A 21,603-nucleotide genomic window follows, 5' to 3' on the forward strand; every position below is an offset into this window, starting at 1 on the left:
CAATTGTGTCAGGAATCCTGCTCGGGCGGCGACTCGGCGACCTGTCGGCGTTTCACTCTCACCCGGGCGATACGGCGGCCGTCCAGCTCGGTGACGGCCAGCTCGAAGCCCGAGAACTCGACCCGCTCCCCGGCGTCGGGAACGTGGCCCAGCATGGCCATGACGAAGCCGCCCAGCGTCTCGTAAGGGCCGTCGGGCAGCCGGATGCCGGTCTCGGTGACGAAGTCGTTGAGGTTGGTCAGGCCGTCGAGCTCGATCTCGCCGGCGGGCAGGATCACGACGTCCTCCTCGACGTCGTACTCGTCCCTGATGTCGCCGATCAGCTCCTCGACCAGGTCCTCCATGGTGACGATGCCGGCCGTGCCGCCGTATTCGTCGACCACGATCGCCAGGTGCTGGCCCTCGTCGCGCATCTCGTTGAGGGTGGTGAGCAGGCGCTTGGAGGCGGGCACGAACTTGGCCGGCCTGATGGGCACGACCGCGCTGATCGGCTCGGTGCGACCGGCGAGCTCGGGCTCCAGCAGGTCGCGTACGTGGACGAAGCCGATGATCTCATCGTAGGACTCGCGGTAGACCGGGAAGCGCGAGTGCGGGAGCGTGGCGGCCAGGCGCGCCGCCTCGTTGAGCGGGGTGTCGGCCTCCATGAACTCCACCTCCGTGCGCGGCAGCATCACCTCCCTGAGCTGCCGTTTCCCGGCGGCGAAGACCTCGGCGATGAGCTTGCGCTCGTCGGCGGTCAGGTCGGTGTGGCCGACCACCATGTCGCGCAGCTCCTCGGTGGTGACCTCCTCCCTGTCGGCCTTGGGGTTGCCGCCGAGCAGCTTGACCACGCCGTCGGTGGACTTGGACAACATCCAGATGATCGGGCGCGACAGGGACGCGAGGCGGTCGAGGAACGGGGCCACGAACAGCGACAGCCCTTCGGCCCGCTGCAGCGCCAGGCGCTTGGGCGCCAGCTCCCCGAGGACCAGGGACACGTACGAGATCGCCAGCGTCACCAGCACGAGCGCCAGCACGGGCGCCACGGCCACCGGCACCCGCCAGCCCTCCAGCACCGGCACGAGCTGGGCGGCGAGCCGGTCGGCGCCGAACGCGGCCGACAGCATGGTCGCCACGGTGACGCCGATCTGCACGGCGGACAGGAAACGGTTGGGGTCTCGGGCCAGCTTGGCGACACGCTCGCCTCTGCGGCCCTGCCCCGCGATCCTGCGGAGCTGGCTGTCCCGCAGGGAGACCATGGCCATTTCGGCGGCGGCGAAGAAGCCTCCGATCAGGATGAACAGCAGGACCAGGGCGATGTTGGCCGCGACGGTGTCAAACATGGTGGTTGGCAGCGTACTCGTCGGGTTTCCCGCGTATGCTGAACGGCAAGCCGTACAAAATCAAACATATTTGAACAGGAGTACACATGAGGCTGCTGGTCACGGGAGGTGCCGGATATGTCGGCAGCGTCGTCGCGGCGCAGCTCATAGAGGCGGGACACGAGGTGACCGTACTCGACGACCTGTCAACGGGGCATGAGGACGCCGTGCCCCCGGGGGCCCGGTTCGTCAAGGCGAGCATCACCGAGGCGCACGACGCGCTGGACGGCATGGACGCGGTGCTGCACTTCGCGGCCAAGTCGCTGGTGGGCGAGTCGGTGGCGAAGCCGGGGCTCTACTGGGCCAACAACCTGGGCGGCACGCTGGCGTTGCTCGACGCCATGCGGGAGCGGGGCGTGGGGCGGATCGTGTTCTCCTCGACGGCGGCCACGTACGGGGAGCCGGAGCGTTCGCCGATCGAGGAGAGCGACCCGACCCGGCCGACCAACCCCTATGGCGCCTCCAAGCTGGCCGTGGACACGGCGCTGAGCGCGTACGCGGGGCTGCGCGGGCTGGGCGCGGTGAGCCTGCGCTACTTCAACGTGGCGGGCGCCTACGGCCGCTACCGCGAGCGGCACACGATCGAGACCCACCTCATCCCCAACGTGCTGAAGGTCGCGACCGGCGAGCGCGCGTCGGTGAGCGTGTTCGGCACCGACTACCCGACGCCCGACGGCAGTTGCGTACGCGACTACGTCCACGTCTCCGACCTGGCCAAGGCCCACCTGCTGGCGCTGGACGCGGCCACTCCCGGCGAGCACAGGATCTACAACCTGGGCAGCGGCGCCGGGTTCTCCGTGCAGGAGGTGATCGCGGTCTGCCGTGAGGTGACCGGGCACGCGATCCCCGTGGAGTTCGGCGACCGGCGGCCCGGCGATCCGGCCGTGCTGGTGGCCTCGTCCGCGAAGATCCAGCGAGAGCTGGGGTGGAAGGCCGAGCGGGCGTCGCTGCGGGACATCGTCTCGGACGCCTGGGGAGCGCTTTCCGGGAATTAGCCATGCGGCGCTGCGATATGTGCTGGGATATCGAAATGTGAGGAGCTTTTCACCAAGGGTCACGAGGCTGCGCTTCGGCGCGCTCGTCATGGTGGGCAGCCTCATGGCCGCGGGCGGCGTGATCTACGCGACGCCCCAGACGGCGCCGGCCGTGCAACCGGTGTCGTCGCCGGGCGTGCCTGGGGTGCAGAAACGATGAACGCGCGCCCCCTGTGGGAAGCGCGCGTTCGTCAGGCGGTGGCTCAGATGAGGCCGAGCTCCTTCACCGCGTCGCGCTCCTCGGCCAGCTCGCCGACGCTGGCGTCGATGCGCTCGCGGGAGAAGGCGTCGATCTCCAGGCCCTGGATGATCTCGAACCGGCCGTTCGCCGCACGCACGGGGAACGACGAGATGAGACCCTCGGGTACGCCGTACGAGCCGTCGGAGACCACGGCCGCCGAGGTCCAGTCGGTGCCGTTGACCCAGTCGTAGACGTGGTCGATCGCGGCGTTGGCGGCCGAGGCGGCCGAGGAGGCGCCACGGGCCTCGATGATGGCGGCGCCGCGCTTGGCCACCGTCGGGATGAACGTGTCGCGCAGCCACCCCTGCTCGACCTGCTCGGCCGCGACCTTGCCACCCACCTCGGCGTGGAAAAGGTCGGGGTATTGGGTCGCGGAGTGGTTGCCCCAGATCGTCATGTTCTTGATCTCGGAGACCGGGACCTGGAGCTTGGCGGCGAGCTGGGACAGCGCGCGGTTGTGGTCGAGCCGCGTCATCGCGGTGAAGCGGTCGGCGGGCACGTCGGGCGCGTTCTGCTGGGCGATGAGCGCGTTGGTGTTGGCCGGGTTGCCCACGACGAGCACCTTGATGTCGTCGGCGGCGTGGTCGTTGATGGCCTTGCCCTGCGGCCCGAAGATGCCGCCGTTGGCGCCGAGCAGGTCACCGCGCTCCATGCCGGCCTTGCGCGGCATGGCGCCGACCAGCAGCGCGACGTTGGCCCCGGCGAAGGCGACGTTGGGGTCGTCGGTGATCTCGATGCCGGACAGCAGCGGGAACGCGCAGTCGTCCAGCTCCATCGCGGTGCCCTCGGCCGCCTTCACCGCCGCCGGGATCTCCAGCAGGCTGAGCTTGACCGGCACGTCGGCGCCGAGCAACTGCCCCGACGCGATGCGGAACAGCAATGCGTAGCCGATCTGGCCGGCGGCTCCGGTGACGGTCACCTTGACGGGCACAGTGGCTGACGACGCCATGGCCTTCCCCTAACTCGCGGCACGATTCATTGACGTTCGGGATGTTACCTGCTCGTCATCAGCAGGTTTCCATCGCGGGCACTTTCAGCTCCGGTTTGAAGTCGACCTTGCCGAACTGGCTGGTCAGGAGCCGCTCCATGAAACCGGTCTGGTAAAGGTCGGCGATCACCGCCCGGACCGCCTTGCACGTCGCCGCGTCGCCGTCCCTCATGGCGACGGCGTAGCGCTCGTTGGAGAGCTTGGCGCCGAGGATCTTGTAGCGCAGGTTCTGCTCCCGGCCCGCGAACCCGGCCAGGATGAGATCGTCGCCGGGCACCGCGTCGACCTTGCCGCTCCGCAGCATGTCCATGCAGGCGGCGTAGTCGCCGGCCATGACCGGCTCGACCTTCACCTGGTCCTGTACGGCGCTCACCGACGGGTTGTTCGGGGCGCAGATCTTCTTGCCCGCCAGCTCACCGATCGAGTCGATGCCGCTGCCCGCGCGGACCAGGACGTCCTGGTGGGCCAGATAGTACGGGCCCGCGAACTGCGTCTCGCTCTTGTCGATGGAGTAGGTCGCGATGACCAGGTCGGCCGTGCCCTCGGCGACGGCGTCGGCGCGGGCGCGCCCGCCGCCGACCCGGACGAACGTCGTCTCCTTCGCCCCCAGCTCGGTGGCGACGCGTTTGGCGAACTCGACCTCCATGCCCTGGAAGTCGTCGCCATTCTGCAGCCCCAGGCCCGGCAGGTCGCCCTTCACCCCGATCACGATCTTGCCGGTCCGAGCCACCTTGTCGACCACACTGGCGAACGAGCCGGGCAGTTCCGCCTCGGGCTCTTCCTTGGTGTCAGGCGGCCCGCCGAACGCCAGCGGGAGCCGGCCGCTCATGTAGAGGGCGACGGCGGCGGCGAGCAGCGCCACCACGGTGCTCAGCGCGATCCACACCTTCGCCCGCCCGCGCCGCGCGGGGGGCTCCGGCGTCGGGTACGGCGCCCCACCCCCCTCCGGCGGCACCATCGCACCGGACGGCCCCGTGGGGCCGACGGCGGCGTGCTGCCCTGTGGCGGCGCTGTGCTGCCCTGTGATGGCCCCGTGCTGCCCTGTGGCCCCTGGAGGGGGCGTCGCGGGCTGGGGCGGCACCACGGAGCTCTGGCGGCCCGGCTGGTCGGTGATGGATCCGGCCGACACCCGGGTGAACGGCGTGGTGTCGTCGCTGGCCACCTGCACGCCCCTGGTGAGCACGGCCGTGGAGGCCCCCACCGTGGACGACTGCCCGAGCAGCCGCAGCAGGATCTGGTCGGCGGAGGGCCGCTCGGCCGGCGACTTGGCCAGCGCGGAGCGCACCACGCTCCGCAGCGGCTCCGGCATCATGCCGACGTCGACCTCGTGGTTGAGGATCCGGTTGAGGACCACCGCGATGGACTTGCCCTCGAAGGCGGTCTCGCCGGTCGCCGCGAAGGCGATCGTCGCGCCCCACGAGAACACGTCGGTGTAGGGCCCGATGTCGTCGCCGGCGATCTGCTCGGGGGCCATGTAGGCGGGGGTTCCGATGGCGCGGCTGGTGATCGTGCCGGTGGAGTCGATGATGCGGGCGATGCCGAAGTCGACCACGCGCGGGCCGTCGGCGGCGATCAGCACGTTGTCGGGCTTGAAGTCCCTGTGGACGATCGAGGCGTGGTGGATCGCGGTGAGCGCGGTGGCGGTGCCGATGGCCAGCCGGTCGAGCACCGTGCCGGTGAGCGGCCCGTCGGTCTCGACGATCTCGCGGAGGGGACGGCCGTCGATGTATTCGCTGGCGATGTAGGGGGTGTCGCCGTCGAGGTCGGCCTCCATGACCCGGGCCGTGCAGAACGACGCCACCCGTTGCGCCGCCTTCAACTCCCTGGCGAAGCGCGACCTGGCGATGGTGTCACCGCTGAACTTCACGTGCAGCAGTTTGATCGCTGCCCGCTCGCCCTCGTCGTTGACGCCCAGGTAGACGATGCCCTGGCCACCTTCCCCGACCCGTCCGGACAGCCGGAATGACCCCAGCTCAGTGGGATCGCCGGCCACCAGCGGCGAGATTTGCGGCATTCGTCATCCCCACGTGTTCAGAACCCCAACGACGCAAACTTTACGACGCTCAGCAACTTCACAGGGATCCGTTAAGGCTTCGTGACGTCACGGCTTTGACTCTTTGCGCAAAACGCCCGGTCTGCGCCAGTCCGATCAGCGGGCCGTGCGACAGTGATCCCGACAGCCGCGCGAAGGAGGCCGAGCACCATGGACCGCCCCTATGACATCGTCCTTTTCGGAGCGAGCGGCTTCACGGGCGCGCTCACGGCCGCCTACCTCGCGCGGGCCGCCGGTCCTGACACCCGCTGGGCGCTGGCCGGGCGCGACCGCGCCAAACTGGAGCGGCTCGGGCTCGACGCGCCGATCCTGCTCGCCGACGCCACGGACCCGCTCGCGCTGGCCGACCTCGCCCGTCAGACCCGCGTCCTCGCCACGACGGTCGGCCCCTACACGCGGTACGGCGAACCGCTCGTCGCCGCGTGCGCCGACGCGGGCACCCACTACCTGGACCTCACGGGCGAGTCCGAGTTCGTGGACCGCGTGTACATGCGCTACCACGACCGGGCCGCCAGAACGGGCGCGAAGCTCGTGCACGCGTGCGGCTTCGACTCCATCCCGTACGACCTCGGCGTCCTGCACACCGTCACCCGGCTGCCCAAGGACGTCCCACTCAAGGTCAGCGCCTTCCTGCGGTCCAACGGGCGGCCGTCGGGCGGCACCCTGGCCACCGCGGTCTCCGTACTCGGCCGCGCCCGCCAGACCGTCGAGGCGGGCACCCGGCGCCGCTCGGCCGAGATCAGGCCGCGGGGCCGCCGCGTCAGCTCCCTGCCCGGCGGCCTGCGGTACGTCGGCGGCTGGGCCCTGCCCATGCCCAGCCTCGACCACCAGATCGTCGGCTACTCCGCCCGCCTGCTCGACCGCTACGGCCCCGACTTCACCTACCGGCAGTATTACGCGGTCAAGACGTTGCCCGCCGCGCTGACCACGGTCGCCGGCGCGGGCGCGCTGGCGGTGCTCGCCCAGTTCCCGCCTTCCCGCGGCTGGCTCCAGGGCCTGATCGAGCCCGGCGACGGGCCTTCTGCCGAGCGGCGGGCGCGGAGCTGGTTCAAGGTCACGGTGGTGGGCGAGGGGGGTGGCGAGCGGGTGGTGACCGAGGTCGCGGGCGGCGATCCCGGGTACGACGAGACGGCCAAGATGCTCGCGGAGTCGGCGCTCTGCCTGGCCTTCGACGACGTACCCGACCTGGCGGGGCAGCTCACGACGGCATCCGCCATGGGCCGCCCCCTCATCGACCGCCTCCACACGGCGGGCATCACCTTCACCGCCCGCTGGCTCCGCCCGCCACCGTGACGAGAACCGACCTCACCCGTTCTCTCGAAGGACCTCCGCGGAGAGAGGCGGGCCAGTGGTGCCGACGTGCGGCCGGCTCCCACAGGCCGGCCCCACGTGCCCTCTGAGCGAAGGGACATGTACCGAAGTGCGGCGGGTCAGTAGGGCAGGCTCCAGGTGGTGAAGGACTTGCGCAGGTACGGGGTCTTGTACTTGGGATAGGCCACCGTGCTCACATCTCCGTCGGAGGTGTAGCGCATGTCCGGGTTGTTCTTGAGCCAGTCGAGCCAGGCCGCCGAGCAGAACTGGGCGCAGTCGCCCTTCTTCTCCATGACCTTGATCCGCGGAATCCCGGCCGCGTCGAACGACTTGCTGAAGGGCGCGGGCGCGGGCGTGTACCCGGCCAGGAACGCTCCATGGTGGTTGTACTGCTTGCCGCGCATGGCCCACTGCTTGTTGCGCGGCTGGTTCCCGTACGGCAGGGCGATCGTCGTCGGGTTGACGTAGGACAGCGAGTTGATCTGCTTGCCGATCGTGCCGATCTGCTCCTCGACCTCCTTCTGCGAGCGGCCCCGCAGGTTGAGGTGGTCGCGGGTGTGGTTGCCGATCTCGAAGCCGTTGTCCTTGAGCCAGAGCAGCGCCTGCGCCTGCTCCTCCCGGACGGTCTTGCCGAACATGTCCCGCGTCACGTAGAACGTGGCCGCCGGCCGCCACCCCTTGTGCTTGGCGGCCACCTCCTTCAGGATCGCGACCGCGGTGTCCTTCTGAGGGACGCCCATCTCGTTCAGGGTGAGCTGGGAGGGCGAGGAGTCGTCGAAGGTCAGGACGACGGGATGCTTGCCGGCCGGAATGTCGATCTTCCCGGCCACCATCTCGGCGGCCGTGACCGGTACGTAGTCCTCCCTGACCAGCCGCTCCAGGTCCGCCCTGAACTGCTGCGGCGACCTGTCGTCCGTCGTCTGTGGCTTGGGCACGATCCGATGCCACATCAGCACCGGGATCTGCCCCAGTTCGTTCGCCTTGACCTTGGCCGCGGCCTTCGTCTTGGCGGCCTTACCCGCCTTGACCTTGGCGGCGGCGTTCGCCTTGGTGTCCGTCAGCTTGGCGGTGTCGGGCTGCTGCGAGTCGCAGCCGGCCACGAGCGCGGCGGCGGCGACCAGTCCCACCCCACCCAAAATACGCAGTCGCATCCGAACCCCCCGAGACGCGTACGACTGTTACGAGGAGGCTCTTACCCAGCTGATCAACTACGGCACGCCGCCGCACCGTCAAGACATGGGAAAGGGCCGCCCGAAGGCGGCCCTTTCACACTGAGGGAGACGGTCAGGCCATCTTCTTCTTGAGGTTCTCGTCCAGCGCCGCCAGGAAGTCCTGGGTGGTGAGCCACTTGGCGTCGCCGCCGACCAGGAGCGCGAGGTCCTTGGTCATCTGGCCGCCCTCGACGGTCTCGACGCAGACCTCCTCCAGCTTGTTGGCGAACTCGGTCACCGCGGGGGTGTTGTCGAGCTTGCCGCGGTGGGCCAGACCACGCGTCCACGCGAAGATCGAGGCGATCGGGTTGGTGGAGGTGGGCTTGCCCTGCTGGTGCTGGCGGTAGTGACGGGTCACGGTGCCGTGCGCGGCCTCGGCCTCGACGGTCCGGCCGTCGGGGGTCATCAGGACCGAGGTCATCAGGCCGAGCGAGCCGAAGCCCTGGGCGACCGTGTCGGACTGGACGTCGCCGTCGTAGTTCTTCGCGGCCCAGACGTAGCCGCCCTCCCACTTCATCGCCGCGGCGACCATGTCGTCGATCAGGCGGTGCTCGTAGGTCAGGCCGGCCTGCTCGAACTCGCTCTTGAACTCGGTCTCGTAGACCTCGGCGAAGATGTCCTTGAAGCGGCCGTCGTACGCCTTCAGGATCGTGTTCTTCGTGGAGAGGTAGACCGGGTAGTTGCGGTTGAGGCCGTAGCGCATCGACGCGCGCGCGAAGTCGCGGATCGACTCGTCCAGGTTGTACATCGCCATCGCGATGCCGCTGCCGGGGAAGTCGTACACGTCGAGCTCGATCGGCTCGGAGCCGTCCTTCGGCGTGTACGTCAGGGTCAGCGTGCCCTCGCCCGGGATCTTCAGGTCGGTGGCGCGATACTGGTCACCGAAGGCGTGACGGCCGACGACGATCGGCTTGGTCCAGCCGGGAACGAGGCGCGGCACGTTCGACATGATGATCGGCTCGCGGAAGATGACACCGCCGAGGATGTTGCGGATCGTCCCGTTCGGGGACTTCCACATCTTCTTGAGACCGAACTCCTCGACCCGGGCCTCGTCCGGGGTGATGGTGGCGCACTTCACACCGACGCCGTACTTCTTGATGGCGTTGGCGGAGTCGATGGTGACCTGGTCGTCGGTCGCGTCTCGGTGCTCGATGCCGAGGTCGTAGTACTTCAGGTCGACGTCGAGGTAGGGCAGGATCAGCTGGTCCTTGATGAACTGCCAGATGATCCGGGTCATCTCGTCGCCGTCAAGCTCGACGACGGGCCCCTCCACCTTGATCTTGGGCATGCGAATGGTTCCCCTTCAATGAATTGATGCGTTGAGGCTATCGGACCCTCAGGTCACGGGGCCAAAAGGGACAGGATCAGGGCCTTCAGCTCGTTGTTGTAGAGCAGAAGCGAGGTCAGCACGAGCACGAATCCGAACGCGGACAGCGTGATGACGTCGTTCTTCTTGCTCCTGATGGCCAGCTGACCGCCGTACCCGGCGAAGCGGAGGGCGGCGGCGATCATGATGACCGCGCCCAGCGCGAACCCGCCCCAGCGCGGGCTCATCACGAAGATCACGAGCACGCCGATGGCCGCACCCGCCAGAATCAGCGGATACGGCCCCCAGCGCTCGCGCCCGGTGCTGTCGCTCACCGTTCGTCTATCGGCTTCCACTTCTGGTCCGTCTCACCGATGTACTCACTGTCAGGGCGGATCAGCCGGTTGTCGGCGTGCTGCTCGATGACGTGAGCGGTCCAGCCCGACATGCGGCTGATCGAGAAGACCGGCGTGAACAGGTCGGTCGGAATGCCAAGGTAGTGGTAAACCGAGGCGGCGAAGAAATCGACGTTCGGATAGAGGCCCTTGGTCTCGAGGACGACCTCTTCCATCTCCTTGGACATCCGGTAGTAGGTGTCGTCGCCGGTGGACTCGGCCAGCTCGGCGGACATCCTGCGCAGGTGGGTGGCGCGGGGGTCCTCGGTCTTGTAGACGCGGTGCCCGAAGCCCATGATCTTCTCGCCCGCGGCCAGCTTGTCGCGTACGGCCTGCGCCACACCACCGGGAGCCAGCGACTCCAGCGTCTTCATGACCTGCTCGTTCGCCCCGCCGTGCAAGGGGCCCTTGAGGGTGCCGATGGCGGCGACGATGGCGGAGTGCATGTCCGACAGGGTCGCGGCGCAGACGCGGGCGGCGAACGTGGAGGCGTTCATGGTGTGGTCGGCGTGCAGGACCAGGCACTCGTCGAAGATCTCGACCTCGCGCGGCCCGGGGGTGCGGCCGGTGACCTGGAGCAGGAAGTTCGCGGCGATGCTCAGCGAGGGGTCCGGCTCAGGGGCGCTGCCTCCGGTGCGGGCGGCGTGGTAGTGGGCCACCAGCAGGGGCTGCTGCGCGACCAGCCGGGCGGCCTTGCGCAGGTTGGCCTCGGGGTCGATGGAGTCCTTGTCCGGATCGTCCGCGCCGGCCAGCGACACCAGCGAGCGCAGCGCCTCCATCGGTTTCTGTTTCTCGGCTATTTCGGCGATGTTCGCGGACAGGAGGGCGCCCAGCTCCCGGCCCCGCGCCAGCTCGTCGCCGTAGGCGGCCAGCTCGGAACGGGTGGGCAGCTTGCCACGCTGGAGCAGGTGCGCGGTCTCCTCGAACGTCGCGCGGCCGGCCAGGTCGTGGATGTCGTATCCACGGTAGAAGAGGCGACCGGCCTTTCCGTCGATGTCGCTCAGCGCTGTGGACGCGGCGACGACATCGGCCAGACCTTTCGTGGGCTTGTCCGCCATGAGTGATTCCTCCGCTTATCTTCGTCCGAAGTCTACCCGTGAGCAGGTAAAACCGACTGCAAAGGTCCAGACCAATTTCACGAGGGATTCTGCTTTCGGCAAAGGAGATTCCGCATCCCCTCGGTTGGGTAAGCCGGAGCTGTAGTAATAGTTACGGCGGGCTACCTGGGGAGGAACTGCCGTGGAGGGGCCGTTCATACGCATCGAGGACACTGGCGAGGTGGTCCCGTTGCGCCCCGAGATCACGACGGTCGGAAGGGGCCGGGGTGTCGATATCCGGCTCACCGATCCGAGCGTGTCTCGACTCCATGCCGAGTTCGTCAGACGAGGACCCTACCTGTATGTCGTCGACCTGGGCTTGTCCAGGAACGGCACACGGGTGAACGGCAGGCCGATCGCCCGGAGGGTCCTTGACGACGGCGACGTCGTTTCCTTCGGCGCGGCGCGGGGTCGCATCGGCGGAGTCCCTCGTGAGGACTTCGCCCCTGAGGTCGAGCTGCGCAGGGCGGCGGCGCCCGAGCTGACCAGGCGCGAGGTCGATGTGCTGACCTCGCTCTGCAGGCCGGCGCTGTCGGATGAGGCGTTCGTCGCCCCGGCGACCGCACGCGAGATCGCCGACGACCTGGTCGTGACCGAGGCCGCGGTCAAGCAACATCTGCTGCGGCTCTACCAGAAGTTCCGGATTCCCGAGGGCACCAACCGGCGCACACGGCTGGCCAATGAGGTCGTCGCGCTCGGTCTGGTCCGCCCGACCCCCGTGGTGCCACCACAGCGGTCTTCGGGACCCGCGGCCGAGCAGCCATCGGCGGCCGGGCGCAGGGCTTCTTAACGACGGATCGCGACCGGGGCTACGGCGAGGGGTTCCGGCAGCGTCGAAACCTTCGACCGTGGCCCCAGCGGCACGGCCATGAGCAGCGGCGAGCGCCCCCTCGGGGCGACCCGCCGGGCTCGTCGCCGGTCAGGAATCGGCCGGCGACGCGCGCAGGCGTAGCATGCTCCGAGGCTGGCCCCTAGGTCACCTTGATTCCGCTGCTCGGCTCGCTGGTCCTGTTGGCCCGGTCCACCGCGACCACGTAGTAGTGGTGGCCGCGCTGACCTTCGGGGTCGGTCCAGACGGCCTGGTTACGGTCGAGCGGCACGACCGCGACCAGGTTGCGCGCGTTGGCGAAGGCGTCGGCCGGAGCGCTGCGGTCGAAGCGGTAGATGGCGAACAGGAAGGGCGTCGCCCTGCCGGTGGCCACCGCCCGCACCTCGACGCCGCCCTGCTTGCGCACCGCGTGCGCAAGATACGGCGGGTTGGGCGCCTTGCCGCCGGCGAGCCTGGGCAGCACGGGCGCGAGCGCGGGCCGCTGGTAGTGGTCGGCGACGGCGGTCGAGATCGACCCGATCCGGTCCACCTTGACGTCGTTGGCGTTGTACCAGATGTCGCCGCCGATCTCCGGGTGGTTCCGGTTGAGCGTCAGGTGCTTGGACAGCTCGCCCGGAACCTGCCACTCGGCCGCCTGGGCGGGGTCGCCGGCCTTGTACGCCGCCTGCCCGATCCACAGCAGCGTCTTCGTGCCGCTCGCCACGTCCGACCACCACGGCACGAGCTTGGTGTAGTCGGCCGGCGGCTGCCCCATGTACCAGTAGAGCTGCGGCGCGATGTAGTCCAGCCAGCCCTTCTTGACCCAGCCACGGGTGTCGGCGTGCAGGTTGTCGTAGGACTGGCCGCCGCTGGTCTCCGAGCCGAGCGGGTCGCTGGCCTTGTTGCGCCAGATGCCCGACGGGCTGATGCCCCAGGCGATCTCCGGCTTGGCCCGCAGCACGAGCTGCTGCATCTCCTGGACCATGAGGTCGACGTTGTGGCGCCGCCAGGTGGCCAGGTCGGGGAAGCCGGCGCCGTGCCGCGCGAAGGCGGCGCTGTCGTCGAAGGCCGTGGTGTTGGTCGGGTAGAAGTAGTCGTCGAAGTGCAGGCCGTCGATGTCGTAGCGGGTGACCGCGTCCATCATGGCGTCCTGGCAGAACTTGCGGACCTCCGGCATGCCGGGGTTGTAGTAGAGCTTGCCGCCGAACGGCAGGATCCAGTCGGGGTGCTTGCGCCCGGGGTGGTCGGGGTGCAGCTTGGCCGGGTCGGGCTGCATCGAGACGCGGTACGGGTTGAACCACGCGTGAAAGGCCAGTCCCCGCTTGTGGGTCTCCGCCACGGCGAACCCGAGCGGGTCATAGCCGGGGTCCTGCCCCTGGGTGCCGGTCAGATACTGCGACCACGGCTCGAACGGTGACGGCCAGAAGGCGTCCGCCGTCGGCCGGATCTGCACGAACACCGAGTTGAGCTTGCGCTGCACGGCCACGTCCAGCCAGGCGAGGAACTCGGCCTTCTGCTCATCGGCGCTCAGCCCCATCTTCGAGGGCCAGTTGATGTTGACCACCGACGCGATCCACATGCCGCGCATCTGCCGCAGCGGGGGAACGTAGCCGGTTTCGGCGAAGGCGGGCAGCGGGAGGGCGGAGGAGGCGGCGGCGAGGGCGAGGCCCTTCAGGAGAGTCCTTCTGCTGGGCATGGGGGGTGGCCTCTCGGAAGTGGTTGTGTCGAGGGCGACGATGACAGAAAATTACCTTCAGATCAACAACTGTGAAGGAAAATGCCGATGAGCGGTGACCTGTACAGACTGGCGATGACAGTGCTGCATCCGGGGTTCGAGGGAACCTCCGCCCCCGACTGGTTGCGCCGGGCTCTGGGCGAGGGTTTGGGCGGTGTGGTGCTGTTCGCCCGCAACGCCATCGACGAGCCGCTCATCCGGCAGTTCCGCGCCGAGAACCCCGGCACGGTCGTGGCGATCGACGAGGAGGGCGGCACCGTCACCCGGCTGGAGGTCATGGCCGGCAGCTCCTTCCCCGGCAACCGGGCGCTGGGCGTGGTGGACGACGTGAAGCTCACCGAGCAGGTGGGCCGCCAGATCGGCAGGATGCTGGCGGACCTGGACATCACGCTCGACTACGCGCCCTCCGCCGACGTGAACGCCAACCCGGACAACCCGGTGATCGGCGTGCGGTCGTTCGGGCCCGACCCCGAGCTGGTCGCCCGGCACACGGTCGCCTACGTCAACGGCGTCCAGGGCGCGGGCGTGGCCGCCTGCGCCAAGCATTTCCCCGGGCACGGTGACACGGTAACCGACTCCCACCTCGCGCTGCCCACGGTGCACGCCTCGCGCGAGGTCCTCATGGAACGCGACCTGCCGCCGTTCCGGGCCGCGATCGGCGCCGGGGTGCGCTCGATCATGTCCGGCCACCTGCTCGTGCCCGCACTCGATCCGTCGGGGCCGGCGACGCTGAGCCGTACCGTCATGACCGAACTCCTCAGGGGCGAGCTCGGTTTCGACGGAATGCTCGTCACCGACGCGATCGAGATGCGGGCGGTGGCCGCCATGTTCGGCCCCGGCGAGATCGCGGTGCGCGCGCTCGGCGCGGGCGTGGACGCCATCTGCGTCGGGCTGTCCACCGAGGAGAGCCTGCACGAGATCCGCGACGCGATCGTGGCCGCGGTCCGCGCGGGCGTCCTGCCCGAGGAGCGGCTGGCCGAGGCCGCCGCGCGCGTGCGCGACCTTTCCACCTGGTACGCCGCCCGGTCAGCCCTCCGCGACCAGGCCCACGACGACGTCGACGAGGGCGTGGGCCTGCGGGCCGCCAGGGCGGCGCTGACCACGACCGGCAAGGCCGCGCTCGACAGGGGACCGCTGGTCGTCGAGGTCAACACCCGCTTCAACAAGGCCGTCGACCCCGCCACACCGACCGGCATCACGGCGGCCCTCGCCTCCCTCCTGCCGAACACCGCCAGGGCGCAGATGGAGCCGGAGGGCGAGCTGCCCGCGTTCGACGACCGGCCGGTGGTGCTGGTCGTGCACGACTCCGCCCGGCACGCCTGGGTGCGCGACACGGTGGCCAGGGCGCTGGCGCTGCGGCCCGACCTGATCGTGGTGGACACCGGCATCCCGGCTCCGCCCCAGGGCGCCACCCACGTCGCCACCCACGGGATCTCCCGGGTGTCCGCGCTGGCCGCGGCGGAATGGCTGCTCAGATGAGCGCCGAGCCGGCGAACCCGGTCGCGGCCGTACGCGCGGTGCTGCCCTCGCTCACCCCGGCGGCGCAGGCCATCGCGCGTCTCATCCTGGAGGACCCCGGGCTGGTCGTGCGGAGCACGATCACCGAGTTCAGCGGGGTGTCCGGGACGAGCGAGGCGACGATCGTGCGGACGGCTCGGGCGCTCGGCTTCGCCGGGTACTCGCAGATGCGCTTCGCGCTGGCCGCGGCCGTGGCCAAGGAGCCCGAGCGCCTGGTGCCCGGCGACCTCGCGCCCGACGACCCGCTGACGGACGTGATCGCCAAGGTGGCGCGGGCCGAGTCGGAGGCGCTGGCCGACACGGCCGCGCAGCTCGACCCCGACCGGCTCGGGGAGGTCGTCCAGGCGATCTCGGCGGCGCGGCGGGTGGACGTGTACGGGGTCGCGGCCTCGGGACTCGTGGCCGCCGACATGTCGCAGAAGCTGCTGCGCATCGGGCTGTCCAGCCACCCGTTCAGCGACGCCCACCTGGCGCTGACCAGCGCGGCACTGCTCAGGAGCGGCGACGTGGCGGTGGCGATCAGTTGCAGCGGCGAGACGCCCGACGTGCTGGTCCCGGCCCGTACGGCGGCCGAGGCGGGGGCGTTGATCGTCGGCATCACCAACAACCCGCGGTCGACGCTGGCCGAGCTGGCGGACCACACGCTCGTCTCGGCGGGGCGGGAAACGGCCTTCCGGCCGGGGGCGCTGGCCAGCCGGATCAGCCAGCTCCTGATCGTGGACTGCATCTTCGTCGGGCTGGCGCAGCGCACGTACGACACGGCCGACGCCGCCATCCGCGCCACCAGGGACGCGACGGACCGCTACCGGAACCGGTAAAAGCCCGCTGTACCCCCTTCCATAGTGCGGGTCGCTTCGGCCCGTTCGATCAGGGACGGCTGCCCGGGACCGAGGCCAGGTCGGCTTCGATCTTTTTCGCCGTGGCCAGCAAGGGTGGGAGCAGGTCGCGACGGGCCGCCTGCATGCTCGTCCTGGTGGCGTGCGTGGAGACGTTCACCGCGGCCACCGTCCGCCCCGAGCGGTCGCGGATCGGCGCGGCGATCGAGCGCAGCCCCTCCTCCAGCTCCTGGTCCACCATCGCCCAGCCCTGGGCGCGCACCTCGTCCAGCTCAGAGCGCAGCGCGGCGGGCAGCGCGATCGTGCGCGAGGTCAGCCGGCGCAACTCCACCCGCTCCAGGTACGCCTCCAGCTCGGGCGCCCGCAGCCCCGCCAGCAGCACCCGCCCCATCGACGTGCAGTAGGCCGGGAACCGCGTCCCGATGCTGATCGACACCCGCATGATCCGCGCCGTGGCCACCCGCGCCACGTAGACCACGTCCTCCCCGTCGAGCACCGCCACCGAGGCCGACTCGTGCACCTCGGCGGCCAGCCGTTCGAGGTGCGGGTCGGCCACCTCGGGCAGCGACAGGCTGGACAGATAGGCGTACCCGAGCTCCAGCACCCGCGGCGTGAGCGCGAACAGCCGGCCGTCGCTGCGCACGTAGCCGAGGTCGGCGAGCGTGAGCAGGAACCGCCGGGCGGCCGCCCTGCTGAGCCCGGTCGCGCGGGCCACCTCGCTGAGCGTGAGCTCGGGCTCGGTGGCGCTGAACGCCCGGATCACCGCGAGTCCGCGGGCCAGCGACTGCACATGATCGGTCATGGTGATCCCCTTGACATGAGCGGACAAAGGCGTAAGTTCCGCGATACGGGGTCGTTCGGTCAGAGAATACATGTGCGCATCGCGAACAAATAGGAGCAACCGTGCGTCGCGCTCTCGTTGTCCTCGCCGCCCTGCTCGTGGCCGCGTGCGGCGGCACGCAGCCCGCGGCGCCCAACCCGGACTCCGGTGTGACCAAGGTCAACGCCGGTGTGATCGCCATCGTCGATACCGCCCCCATCCATCTCGGCAAGGCCAAGGGCTTCTTCACCGAGCAGAAGATCGACCTCACGATCACCCCCGTGCAGGGTGGCGCGGCCGCCGTCTCGGGCGCGGTGAGCGGGCAGTTCCAGTTCGCCTTCGCCAACACGACCTCGCTGCTGACCGCCAAGCAGCAGGGGCTGGACGTGAAGGTGGTCGCCAACGGCGTCTCGTCGACCGGCGAGCAGGGCAAGGACTTCAGCGCGGTGCTGGTCGAACCCGACAGCCCGATCAAGACGGCCAAGGACCTGGCGGGACGGAAGATCTCGGTCAACCAGCTCAAGAACATCGGCGACACGACCGTACGCGCGTCCGTGCGCAACGCCGGCGGCGACCCGACCGGCATCGAGTTCGTCGAGCTGCCCTTCCCCGACGCTCCCGCCGCGCTGCAGGGCGGCCGGGTGGACGCCATCTGGGTGGTCGAGCCGTTCGTCAGCCAGGCGATCAGCCAGGGCGCCCGCCCCGTGGCCTGGAACTTCGCCGACGCCGCCGCCAACCTGACCGTGGCCATGTACTTCACCACGGGCAGGACCGACCCTGAGCTGACCAAGCGGTTCACGGCGGCGATGCGCAAGTCGCTGGAGTACGCCGACGCGCATCCGGACGAGGTGCGCGAGGTGCTGAAGACGTACACGAAGATCGCGCCGGACGTCATCGCGAAGATCTACCTGCCGAAGTGGCCGGTCGAGGTGAACAAGGAGTCCGTGCAGACCATCGCCGACCTGGCGGTGGCCGACGGGGTGCTCAAGGAGAAGATCGACGTGTCGGCGCTGGTGCCGTGATCCGCACCAGACTCGGGTACGGCCTGGCCGGGCTCGGCGCGCTCCTGGTCCTGATGGAGGCCGTGCCGAGGCTCGGCCTGGTGGACGAGCGCTTCCTGCCGCCCGCCTCGCGGATCCTGAGCGCGCTGGCCGGGCAACTCGCCACCGACGAGCTGTGGATCGCGCTCGGCGAGACCATGCGCGGCTGGGCGGTGGGCCTGGCGCTGGCGTTCTGCGCGGCGGTCGTGACCGGTGTGCTCATCGGGATCGTGCCCGGCCTGCGCGCGCTGACGAGCTCCACCATCGAGTTCCTGCGGCCCATCCCCTCGGTCGCGCTGGTGCCGCTGGCCACGCTGCTGTTCGGGCCGTCGCTGGGCTCGACGCTGCTGCTGGTGGTCTACGCGTCGTTCTGGCAGGTGCTCATCCAGGTCCTGTACGGCGTCGCGGCCGTGGACTCCGTCGCCTCCGACACCGCCCGGTCCTACGGCTTGTCGGCCTGGTCGCGGGTCAGGCACCTGGTGTGGCCGACCGCGCTGCCGTACGTCATGACCGGGCTCAGGCTGGCGGCGGCGGTGGCGTTCATCCTGGCGGTCACGGCCGAACTGGTGATCGGCAGCCCGGGGCTGGGGGCCGAGATCCAGGTGGCGCAGAGCAGCGGGGCGGTGCCCGCGGTGTACGCGCTGATCGTGGTGGCCGGACTGGTCGGCATCGGGGTCAACGCGGCCGTACGGCTGCTCGAACGCAGGGTGCTGGCCTGGCACCCGGCCGTGCGCGCGGAGGTGGCCGCGTGAGAGTGGTCAGGCTGCTGGCCCTGCCCGCGCTGCTCGTACTGGTCTGGTGGGCGGTCAGCGGCAGCTCCTTCTACCTGCCGAGCCCCGCCGCCGTCGGGCGGGCGTTCGCCGAGACGTGGTTCTCCGAGCGGCTGGCCGACGACGTGCTGCCGAGCGTCGGACGGCTGCTGGCGGGCTACGCGCTGGCCGGGGTGCTCGGCGTGGGGCTGGGCGTGCCGATCGGGCTGTCGCGGCGGCTGCGGGCCACGCTCGAACCGGTGCTGGAGTTCTTCCGCGCCATCCCGCCGCCCGTGCTGGTGCCGTTGATCATGCTGCTGGCCGGTATCGACACCCCCATGAAGGTGCTGGTCATCGTCTCCGGCTGCGTCTGGCCGATCCTGCTCAACACCGTGGAGGGCGTACGCGCGCTGGACGAGGTCCTCGCCGACACCTGCCGCATGTACGGCGTGCGCGGGCCGTCCCGAATGCGCAGTTTCGTGCTCCCAGGCGCCGGCCCGCAGATCATGACCGGGCTGCGGCAGGCGCTGTCCATCGGGATCATCCTCATGGTCATCAGCGAGATGTTCGCCAGCTCCAGCGGTCTGGGGTTCACGATCGTGCTGTTCCAGCGGCAGTTCCAGATCGCCGAGATGTGGAGCGGGATCCTGCTGCTCGGCCTGCTCGGGCTGGGACTGTCCGCGCTCTTCCGCCGCGTCGAACGGCGCGTCCTGTCCTGGTACTACGGCAGTGGAGCCGCCCGTGCTTGAGATCTCCTCGTTGAACAAGGTCTACGAGAGCCCGGGCCGCCGGGTCGAGGCCATCGGCTCGATCACGTTCGACGTCGGCGCCGGCGAGCTCGTGTGCGTCGTCGGCCCCTCCGGGTGCGGCAAGACCACGCTGTTGCGCTGCGTCGCCGGGTTGCTGCCGGCCAGCGGGGGCGAGGTGCGGCTGGACGGCGTGCCCGTCACCGGGCCGCCGCCGCGCATGGCCGTGGTCTTCCAGGAGTACGGGCGCAGCCTGTTCCCCTGGATGACCGTGCGCCAGAACGTGGAGCTGCCGCTGAAGGAGAAGCGGGTGCCGGCCGGGCGGCGGCGCGAGCTGGTCGACGACTCCCTGCGGGCGGTGGGGCTGAGCGACGATGCCGACGCCCATCCGTGGCAGTTGTCCGGCGGGATGCAGCAGCGGGTGGCGATCGCGCGGGCGGTGGCGTACGAGCCGCAGGTGCTGCTGATGGACGAGCCGTTCGCCGCCGTGGACGCCCAGACCAGGGCGGACCTGGAGGACCTGATCCTGCGATTGTGGCGCGAGCTGGAGGTGACCACGCTGTTCGTCACGCACGACATCGACGAGGCCGTCTACCTGGGGCAGCGGGTCGTCGTGCTGTCCTCGTCGCCCACCACGATCATGGAGGACCTCAAGATCGACCTGCCACCCGAACGCGACCAGCTCACAACGCGGTCGCTGCCCCGGTTCGGGGAGCTGCGCGGGCACGTCTACCGGCAGATCCAGGCGGCCAGGGGCGAACGATGACCACGGTGCGGGACGCCGTCTTCGACCTGCTGCGGCGCTACGAGCTGACCACGCTGTTCTGCAACCCCGGCTCGACCGAGGTCTCGCTGCTGACCGGCCTGCCGGACGACCTGCGCTTCGTACTGGCCCTGCACGAGGGCTCGGTGGTGGGCATGGCCACCGGCTGGGCGATCGGGCGTGAGGCTCCCGCGCTGGCCGTCCTGCACACCACCGCCGGGCTGGGCAACGCCGTCGGGGCCATCGCCACCGCGCGGGTCAACCGGGTGCCGCTGGTGATCCTCGTCGGCCAGCAGGACCGGCGGCACCTGGCGCTGGAGCCGTTCCTGACCGGGCGGCTGGACGGGCTGGCCGGGGACTATCCGGTACGGGTGGACCAGCCGGTACGCGCCCAGGACGTGCCCGGCGCGATCGCCCGGGCCTTTCACGAGGCGGCCACCTCGCGGGGCCCCGCCCTGGTGGTCGTGCCGATGGACGACTGGGAGGCGCCTTTCGAAGGGGAGACCGTGGCGGCGCCCGGCAGGCTACTGCGGCCCGCCGCGGTCGCCGACGACGACCTCGCGCCGCTGGTCGAGCTGCTGTCGGGGGCGCTCTCCCCGGCGATCGTGGCCGGTGCCCGGGCGGACTGGGATTCGCTGGTGCCGCTGGCCGAGCTGCTGGGGTGCCCGGTGTTCCAGGAGTCGTTCGGTTCGCGGGCCGGGTTCCCGCAGGATCATCCGCAGTACGCGGGCGTGCTGCCGGCCGATCGGGGGCGGCTGCGGGAGACGCTCTCCGGGCACGACGTGGTGCTGGCGGTGGGGGCGCCGGTGTTCCGGCAGTACCCGTACGCGCCGGGGCCGCTGGTGGCCTCGGGGACGGTGGTCGCGCTGGTCACCGACGATCCGGCGGAGGCGCATCGGAGTCCGGCGGAGCTGGCGTACCTGGCCTCCCCCGGCGCCGTCTGCGCCCGGCTGACCGCTCTGCTGCCGGCCCGGACTGGTCGCGGGCGCCATCAGCCGCCTCCTGCCGAGATTCCCGAACTGCCGCCGCTGCGGGCCGCGCACGTGCTCCGTGAGCTGGCCCTGCGGTTGCCGGCCGACACCGTACTGATCGAGGAGACGCCGTCCTCACGGCCTGACCTGCACCGGCTCATGCCCGCCAGGACACCGCTCGGGTTCCTGTCCGCCGCCATGGGCGGGCTGGGGTTCGCCGTGCCGGCCGCGGTCGGGCTGCGGATGGCGCTGCCCGACCGGCCGGTGGTGGCGGTCGTCGGTGACGGGTCGGCGCTCTACGGCCTGCACGCGCTGTGGAGCGCGGCGCACTATCGGGTGGGGGCGCTGTTCGTCGTGCTCGCCAACGGCCGGTACGCGGTCATGGACCGGCTGGCCGACCAGCGGGGCGAGGGCAAGGCGCCGTGGCCGCCGTTCGACGAGGTCGACATGGGGGCACTGGCCAGGTCGCTGGGGTGCCCGGCGGTGCGCGTGGGGTCGTACGACGAGCTGACGGCGGCCCTCGACGAGATCGTGCCCACGCTCGCCGCGCGGGATTCACCGCTGCTGCTCGACGTGTCCGTGGCCGTGGATCCGGGTTTCCAGCCCTGAGGTCGCCGGTG

Annotated in this window: 19 protein-coding genes; 10 read left to right on the plus strand and 9 right to left on the minus strand. The window is 70.2% G+C overall.

Annotation, left to right across the window (positions count from 1 at the left end; translation table 11 throughout):
• Nucleotides 1-8 precede the first annotated feature (8 nt).
• Nucleotides 9-1,322: a hemolysin family protein gene (locus C4V41_RS37485; protein ID WP_103960743.1), complete on the minus strand. Its 1,314-nt coding sequence runs from the start codon at nucleotides 1,320-1,322 to the stop codon at nucleotides 9-11.
• A gap of 86 nt (nucleotides 1,323-1,408) precedes the next feature.
• On the opposite strand from C4V41_RS37485, the gene galE reads away from it, so the two are divergent.
• Nucleotides 1,409-2,356, plus strand: coding sequence for a UDP-glucose 4-epimerase GalE (gene galE / locus C4V41_RS37490; RefSeq protein WP_103960744.1), 948 nt, complete (start codon nucleotides 1,409-1,411; stop codon nucleotides 2,354-2,356).
• Between the two features lie 242 nt (nucleotides 2,357-2,598).
• On the opposite strand, the gene C4V41_RS37495 is transcribed toward galE, so the two are convergent.
• Complete coding sequence (locus C4V41_RS37495) at nucleotides 2,599-3,585, minus strand: malate dehydrogenase (RefSeq protein ID WP_103960745.1); 987 nt, start codon at nucleotides 3,583-3,585, stop codon at nucleotides 2,599-2,601.
• A gap of 58 nt (nucleotides 3,586-3,643) precedes the next feature.
• Nucleotides 3,644-5,638: a serine/threonine-protein kinase gene (locus tag C4V41_RS37500; protein ID WP_103960746.1), complete on the minus strand. Its 1,995-nt coding sequence runs from the start codon at nucleotides 5,636-5,638 to the stop codon at nucleotides 3,644-3,646.
• A gap of 189 nt (nucleotides 5,639-5,827) precedes the next feature.
• On the opposite strand from C4V41_RS37500, the gene C4V41_RS37505 reads away from it, so the two are divergent.
• Nucleotides 5,828-6,970, plus strand: a complete 1,143-nt coding sequence (locus C4V41_RS37505; RefSeq protein ID WP_103960747.1) for a saccharopine dehydrogenase family protein — start codon at nucleotides 5,828-5,830, stop codon at nucleotides 6,968-6,970.
• Nucleotides 6,971-7,107: 137 nt separating this feature from the next.
• Here the strand turns inward: C4V41_RS37505 and C4V41_RS37510 are convergent, their stop codons facing one another.
• The 4 genes from C4V41_RS37510 to C4V41_RS37525 form a co-directional block, all read right to left on the minus strand.
• Nucleotides 7,108-8,115, minus strand: coding sequence for a polysaccharide deacetylase family protein (locus C4V41_RS37510; RefSeq protein WP_235030623.1), 1,008 nt, complete (start codon nucleotides 8,113-8,115; stop codon nucleotides 7,108-7,110).
• Nucleotides 8,116-8,272: 157 nt separating this feature from the next.
• Nucleotides 8,273-9,487, minus strand: a complete 1,215-nt coding sequence (locus tag C4V41_RS37515; RefSeq protein WP_103960749.1) for an NADP-dependent isocitrate dehydrogenase — start codon at nucleotides 9,485-9,487, stop codon at nucleotides 8,273-8,275.
• Nucleotides 9,488-9,540: 53 nt separating this feature from the next.
• The gene (locus C4V41_RS37520; RefSeq protein ID WP_103960750.1) at nucleotides 9,541-9,840 is read right to left on the minus strand and encodes a DUF3017 domain-containing protein; all 300 of its coding nucleotides are present in this window, start codon (nucleotides 9,838-9,840) and stop codon (nucleotides 9,541-9,543) included.
• Complete coding sequence (locus tag C4V41_RS37525; protein WP_103960751.1) at nucleotides 9,837-10,958, minus strand: citrate/2-methylcitrate synthase; 1,122 nt, start codon at nucleotides 10,956-10,958, stop codon at nucleotides 9,837-9,839. Before C4V41_RS37525 ends, C4V41_RS37520 begins: the two co-directional genes overlap by 4 nt.
• 181 nt (nucleotides 10,959-11,139) lie before the next feature.
• Between C4V41_RS37525 and C4V41_RS37530 the strand changes: the two genes are divergently transcribed.
• Nucleotides 11,140-11,787 (plus strand): FHA domain-containing protein, encoded by a 648-nt coding sequence (locus tag C4V41_RS37530; protein WP_103960752.1) that lies wholly within the window; start codon nucleotides 11,140-11,142, stop codon nucleotides 11,785-11,787.
• A gap of 181 nt (nucleotides 11,788-11,968) precedes the next feature.
• Here C4V41_RS37530 and C4V41_RS37535 read toward each other — a convergent pair whose 3' ends face one another.
• Nucleotides 11,969-13,501, minus strand: coding sequence for a glycoside hydrolase family 10 protein (locus C4V41_RS37535; RefSeq protein WP_103960753.1), 1,533 nt, complete (start codon nucleotides 13,499-13,501; stop codon nucleotides 11,969-11,971).
• A gap of 87 nt (nucleotides 13,502-13,588) precedes the next feature.
• Here C4V41_RS37535 and C4V41_RS37540 point away from each other — a divergent pair, with 87 nt between their 5' ends.
• Complete coding sequence (locus C4V41_RS37540) at nucleotides 13,589-15,019, plus strand: glycoside hydrolase family 3 protein (protein ID WP_103960754.1); 1,431 nt, start codon at nucleotides 13,589-13,591, stop codon at nucleotides 15,017-15,019.
• Entirely contained in the window at nucleotides 15,016-15,876 is an 861-nt protein-coding gene (locus C4V41_RS37545) for a MurR/RpiR family transcriptional regulator (protein ID WP_103960755.1), read from the plus strand. Before C4V41_RS37540 ends, C4V41_RS37545 begins: the two co-directional genes overlap by 4 nt.
• Before the next feature lie 49 nt (nucleotides 15,877-15,925).
• On the opposite strand, the gene C4V41_RS37550 is transcribed toward C4V41_RS37545, so the two are convergent.
• Nucleotides 15,926-16,696, minus strand: a complete 771-nt coding sequence (locus tag C4V41_RS37550; protein ID WP_103960756.1) for an IclR family transcriptional regulator — start codon at nucleotides 16,694-16,696, stop codon at nucleotides 15,926-15,928.
• Nucleotides 16,697-16,797: 101 nt separating this feature from the next.
• Here C4V41_RS37550 and C4V41_RS37555 point away from each other — a divergent pair, with 101 nt between their 5' ends.
• The 5 genes from C4V41_RS37555 to C4V41_RS37575 are packed head-to-tail and all read left to right on the plus strand — an operon-like array spanning nucleotide 16,798 to nucleotide 21,592.
• On the plus strand, nucleotides 16,798-17,736 hold the full coding sequence (locus C4V41_RS37555; RefSeq protein WP_103960757.1) for an ABC transporter substrate-binding protein: 939 nt from the start codon (nucleotides 16,798-16,800) through the stop codon (nucleotides 17,734-17,736).
• Entirely contained in the window at nucleotides 17,733-18,506 is a 774-nt protein-coding gene (locus C4V41_RS37560; RefSeq protein WP_235030624.1) for an ABC transporter permease, read from the plus strand. The genes C4V41_RS37555 and C4V41_RS37560 overlap by 4 nt, the downstream gene beginning before the upstream one ends.
• Nucleotides 18,503-19,252 (plus strand): ABC transporter permease, encoded by a 750-nt coding sequence (locus tag C4V41_RS37565; RefSeq protein WP_103960758.1) that lies wholly within the window; start codon nucleotides 18,503-18,505, stop codon nucleotides 19,250-19,252. Before C4V41_RS37560 ends, C4V41_RS37565 begins: the two co-directional genes overlap by 4 nt.
• Nucleotides 19,245-20,015: an ABC transporter ATP-binding protein gene (locus tag C4V41_RS37570; RefSeq protein ID WP_103960906.1), complete on the plus strand. Its 771-nt coding sequence runs from the start codon at nucleotides 19,245-19,247 to the stop codon at nucleotides 20,013-20,015. Before C4V41_RS37565 ends, C4V41_RS37570 begins: the two co-directional genes overlap by 8 nt.
• On the plus strand, nucleotides 20,012-21,592 hold the full coding sequence (locus C4V41_RS37575) for a thiamine pyrophosphate-dependent enzyme (RefSeq protein ID WP_103960759.1): 1,581 nt from the start codon (nucleotides 20,012-20,014) through the stop codon (nucleotides 21,590-21,592). Before C4V41_RS37570 ends, C4V41_RS37575 begins: the two co-directional genes overlap by 4 nt.
• The last annotated feature ends 11 nt before the right edge of the window (nucleotides 21,593-21,603 follow it).

This window comes from Nonomuraea solani (genome assembly GCF_900108335.1).
GTDB lineage: Bacteria > Actinomycetota > Actinomycetes > Streptosporangiales > Streptosporangiaceae > Nonomuraea > Nonomuraea solani.

Excerpts from the sequence above, each read along its gene's own strand:
- C4V41_RS37485 (WP_103960743.1), bottom strand. The coding sequence starts at position 1,322 with ATGTTTGACACCGTCGCGGCCAACATCGCCCTGGTCCTGCTGTTCATC.
- galE (WP_103960744.1), top strand. The coding sequence starts at position 1,409 with ATGAGGCTGCTGGTCACGGGAGGTGCCGGATATGTCGGCAGCGTCGTC.
- C4V41_RS37495 (WP_103960745.1), bottom strand. The coding sequence starts at position 3,585 with ATGGCGTCGTCAGCCACTGTGCCCGTCAAGGTGACCGTCACCGGAGCC.
- C4V41_RS37500 (WP_103960746.1), bottom strand. The coding sequence starts at position 5,638 with ATGCCGCAAATCTCGCCGCTGGTGGCCGGCGATCCCACTGAGCTGGGG.
- C4V41_RS37505 (WP_103960747.1), top strand. The coding sequence starts at position 5,828 with ATGGACCGCCCCTATGACATCGTCCTTTTCGGAGCGAGCGGCTTCACG.
- C4V41_RS37515 (WP_103960749.1), bottom strand. The coding sequence starts at position 9,487 with ATGCCCAAGATCAAGGTGGAGGGGCCCGTCGTCGAGCTTGACGGCGAC.
- C4V41_RS37525 (WP_103960751.1), bottom strand. The coding sequence starts at position 10,958 with ATGGCGGACAAGCCCACGAAAGGTCTGGCCGATGTCGTCGCCGCGTCC.
- C4V41_RS37535 (WP_103960753.1), bottom strand. The coding sequence starts at position 13,501 with ATGCCCAGCAGAAGGACTCTCCTGAAGGGCCTCGCCCTCGCCGCCGCC.
- C4V41_RS37540 (WP_103960754.1), top strand. The coding sequence starts at position 13,589 with ATGAGCGGTGACCTGTACAGACTGGCGATGACAGTGCTGCATCCGGGG.
- C4V41_RS37545 (WP_103960755.1), top strand. The coding sequence starts at position 15,016 with ATGAGCGCCGAGCCGGCGAACCCGGTCGCGGCCGTACGCGCGGTGCTG.
- C4V41_RS37550 (WP_103960756.1), bottom strand. The coding sequence starts at position 16,696 with ATGACCGATCATGTGCAGTCGCTGGCCCGCGGACTCGCGGTGATCCGG.
- C4V41_RS37575 (WP_103960759.1), top strand. The coding sequence starts at position 20,012 with ATGACCACGGTGCGGGACGCCGTCTTCGACCTGCTGCGGCGCTACGAG.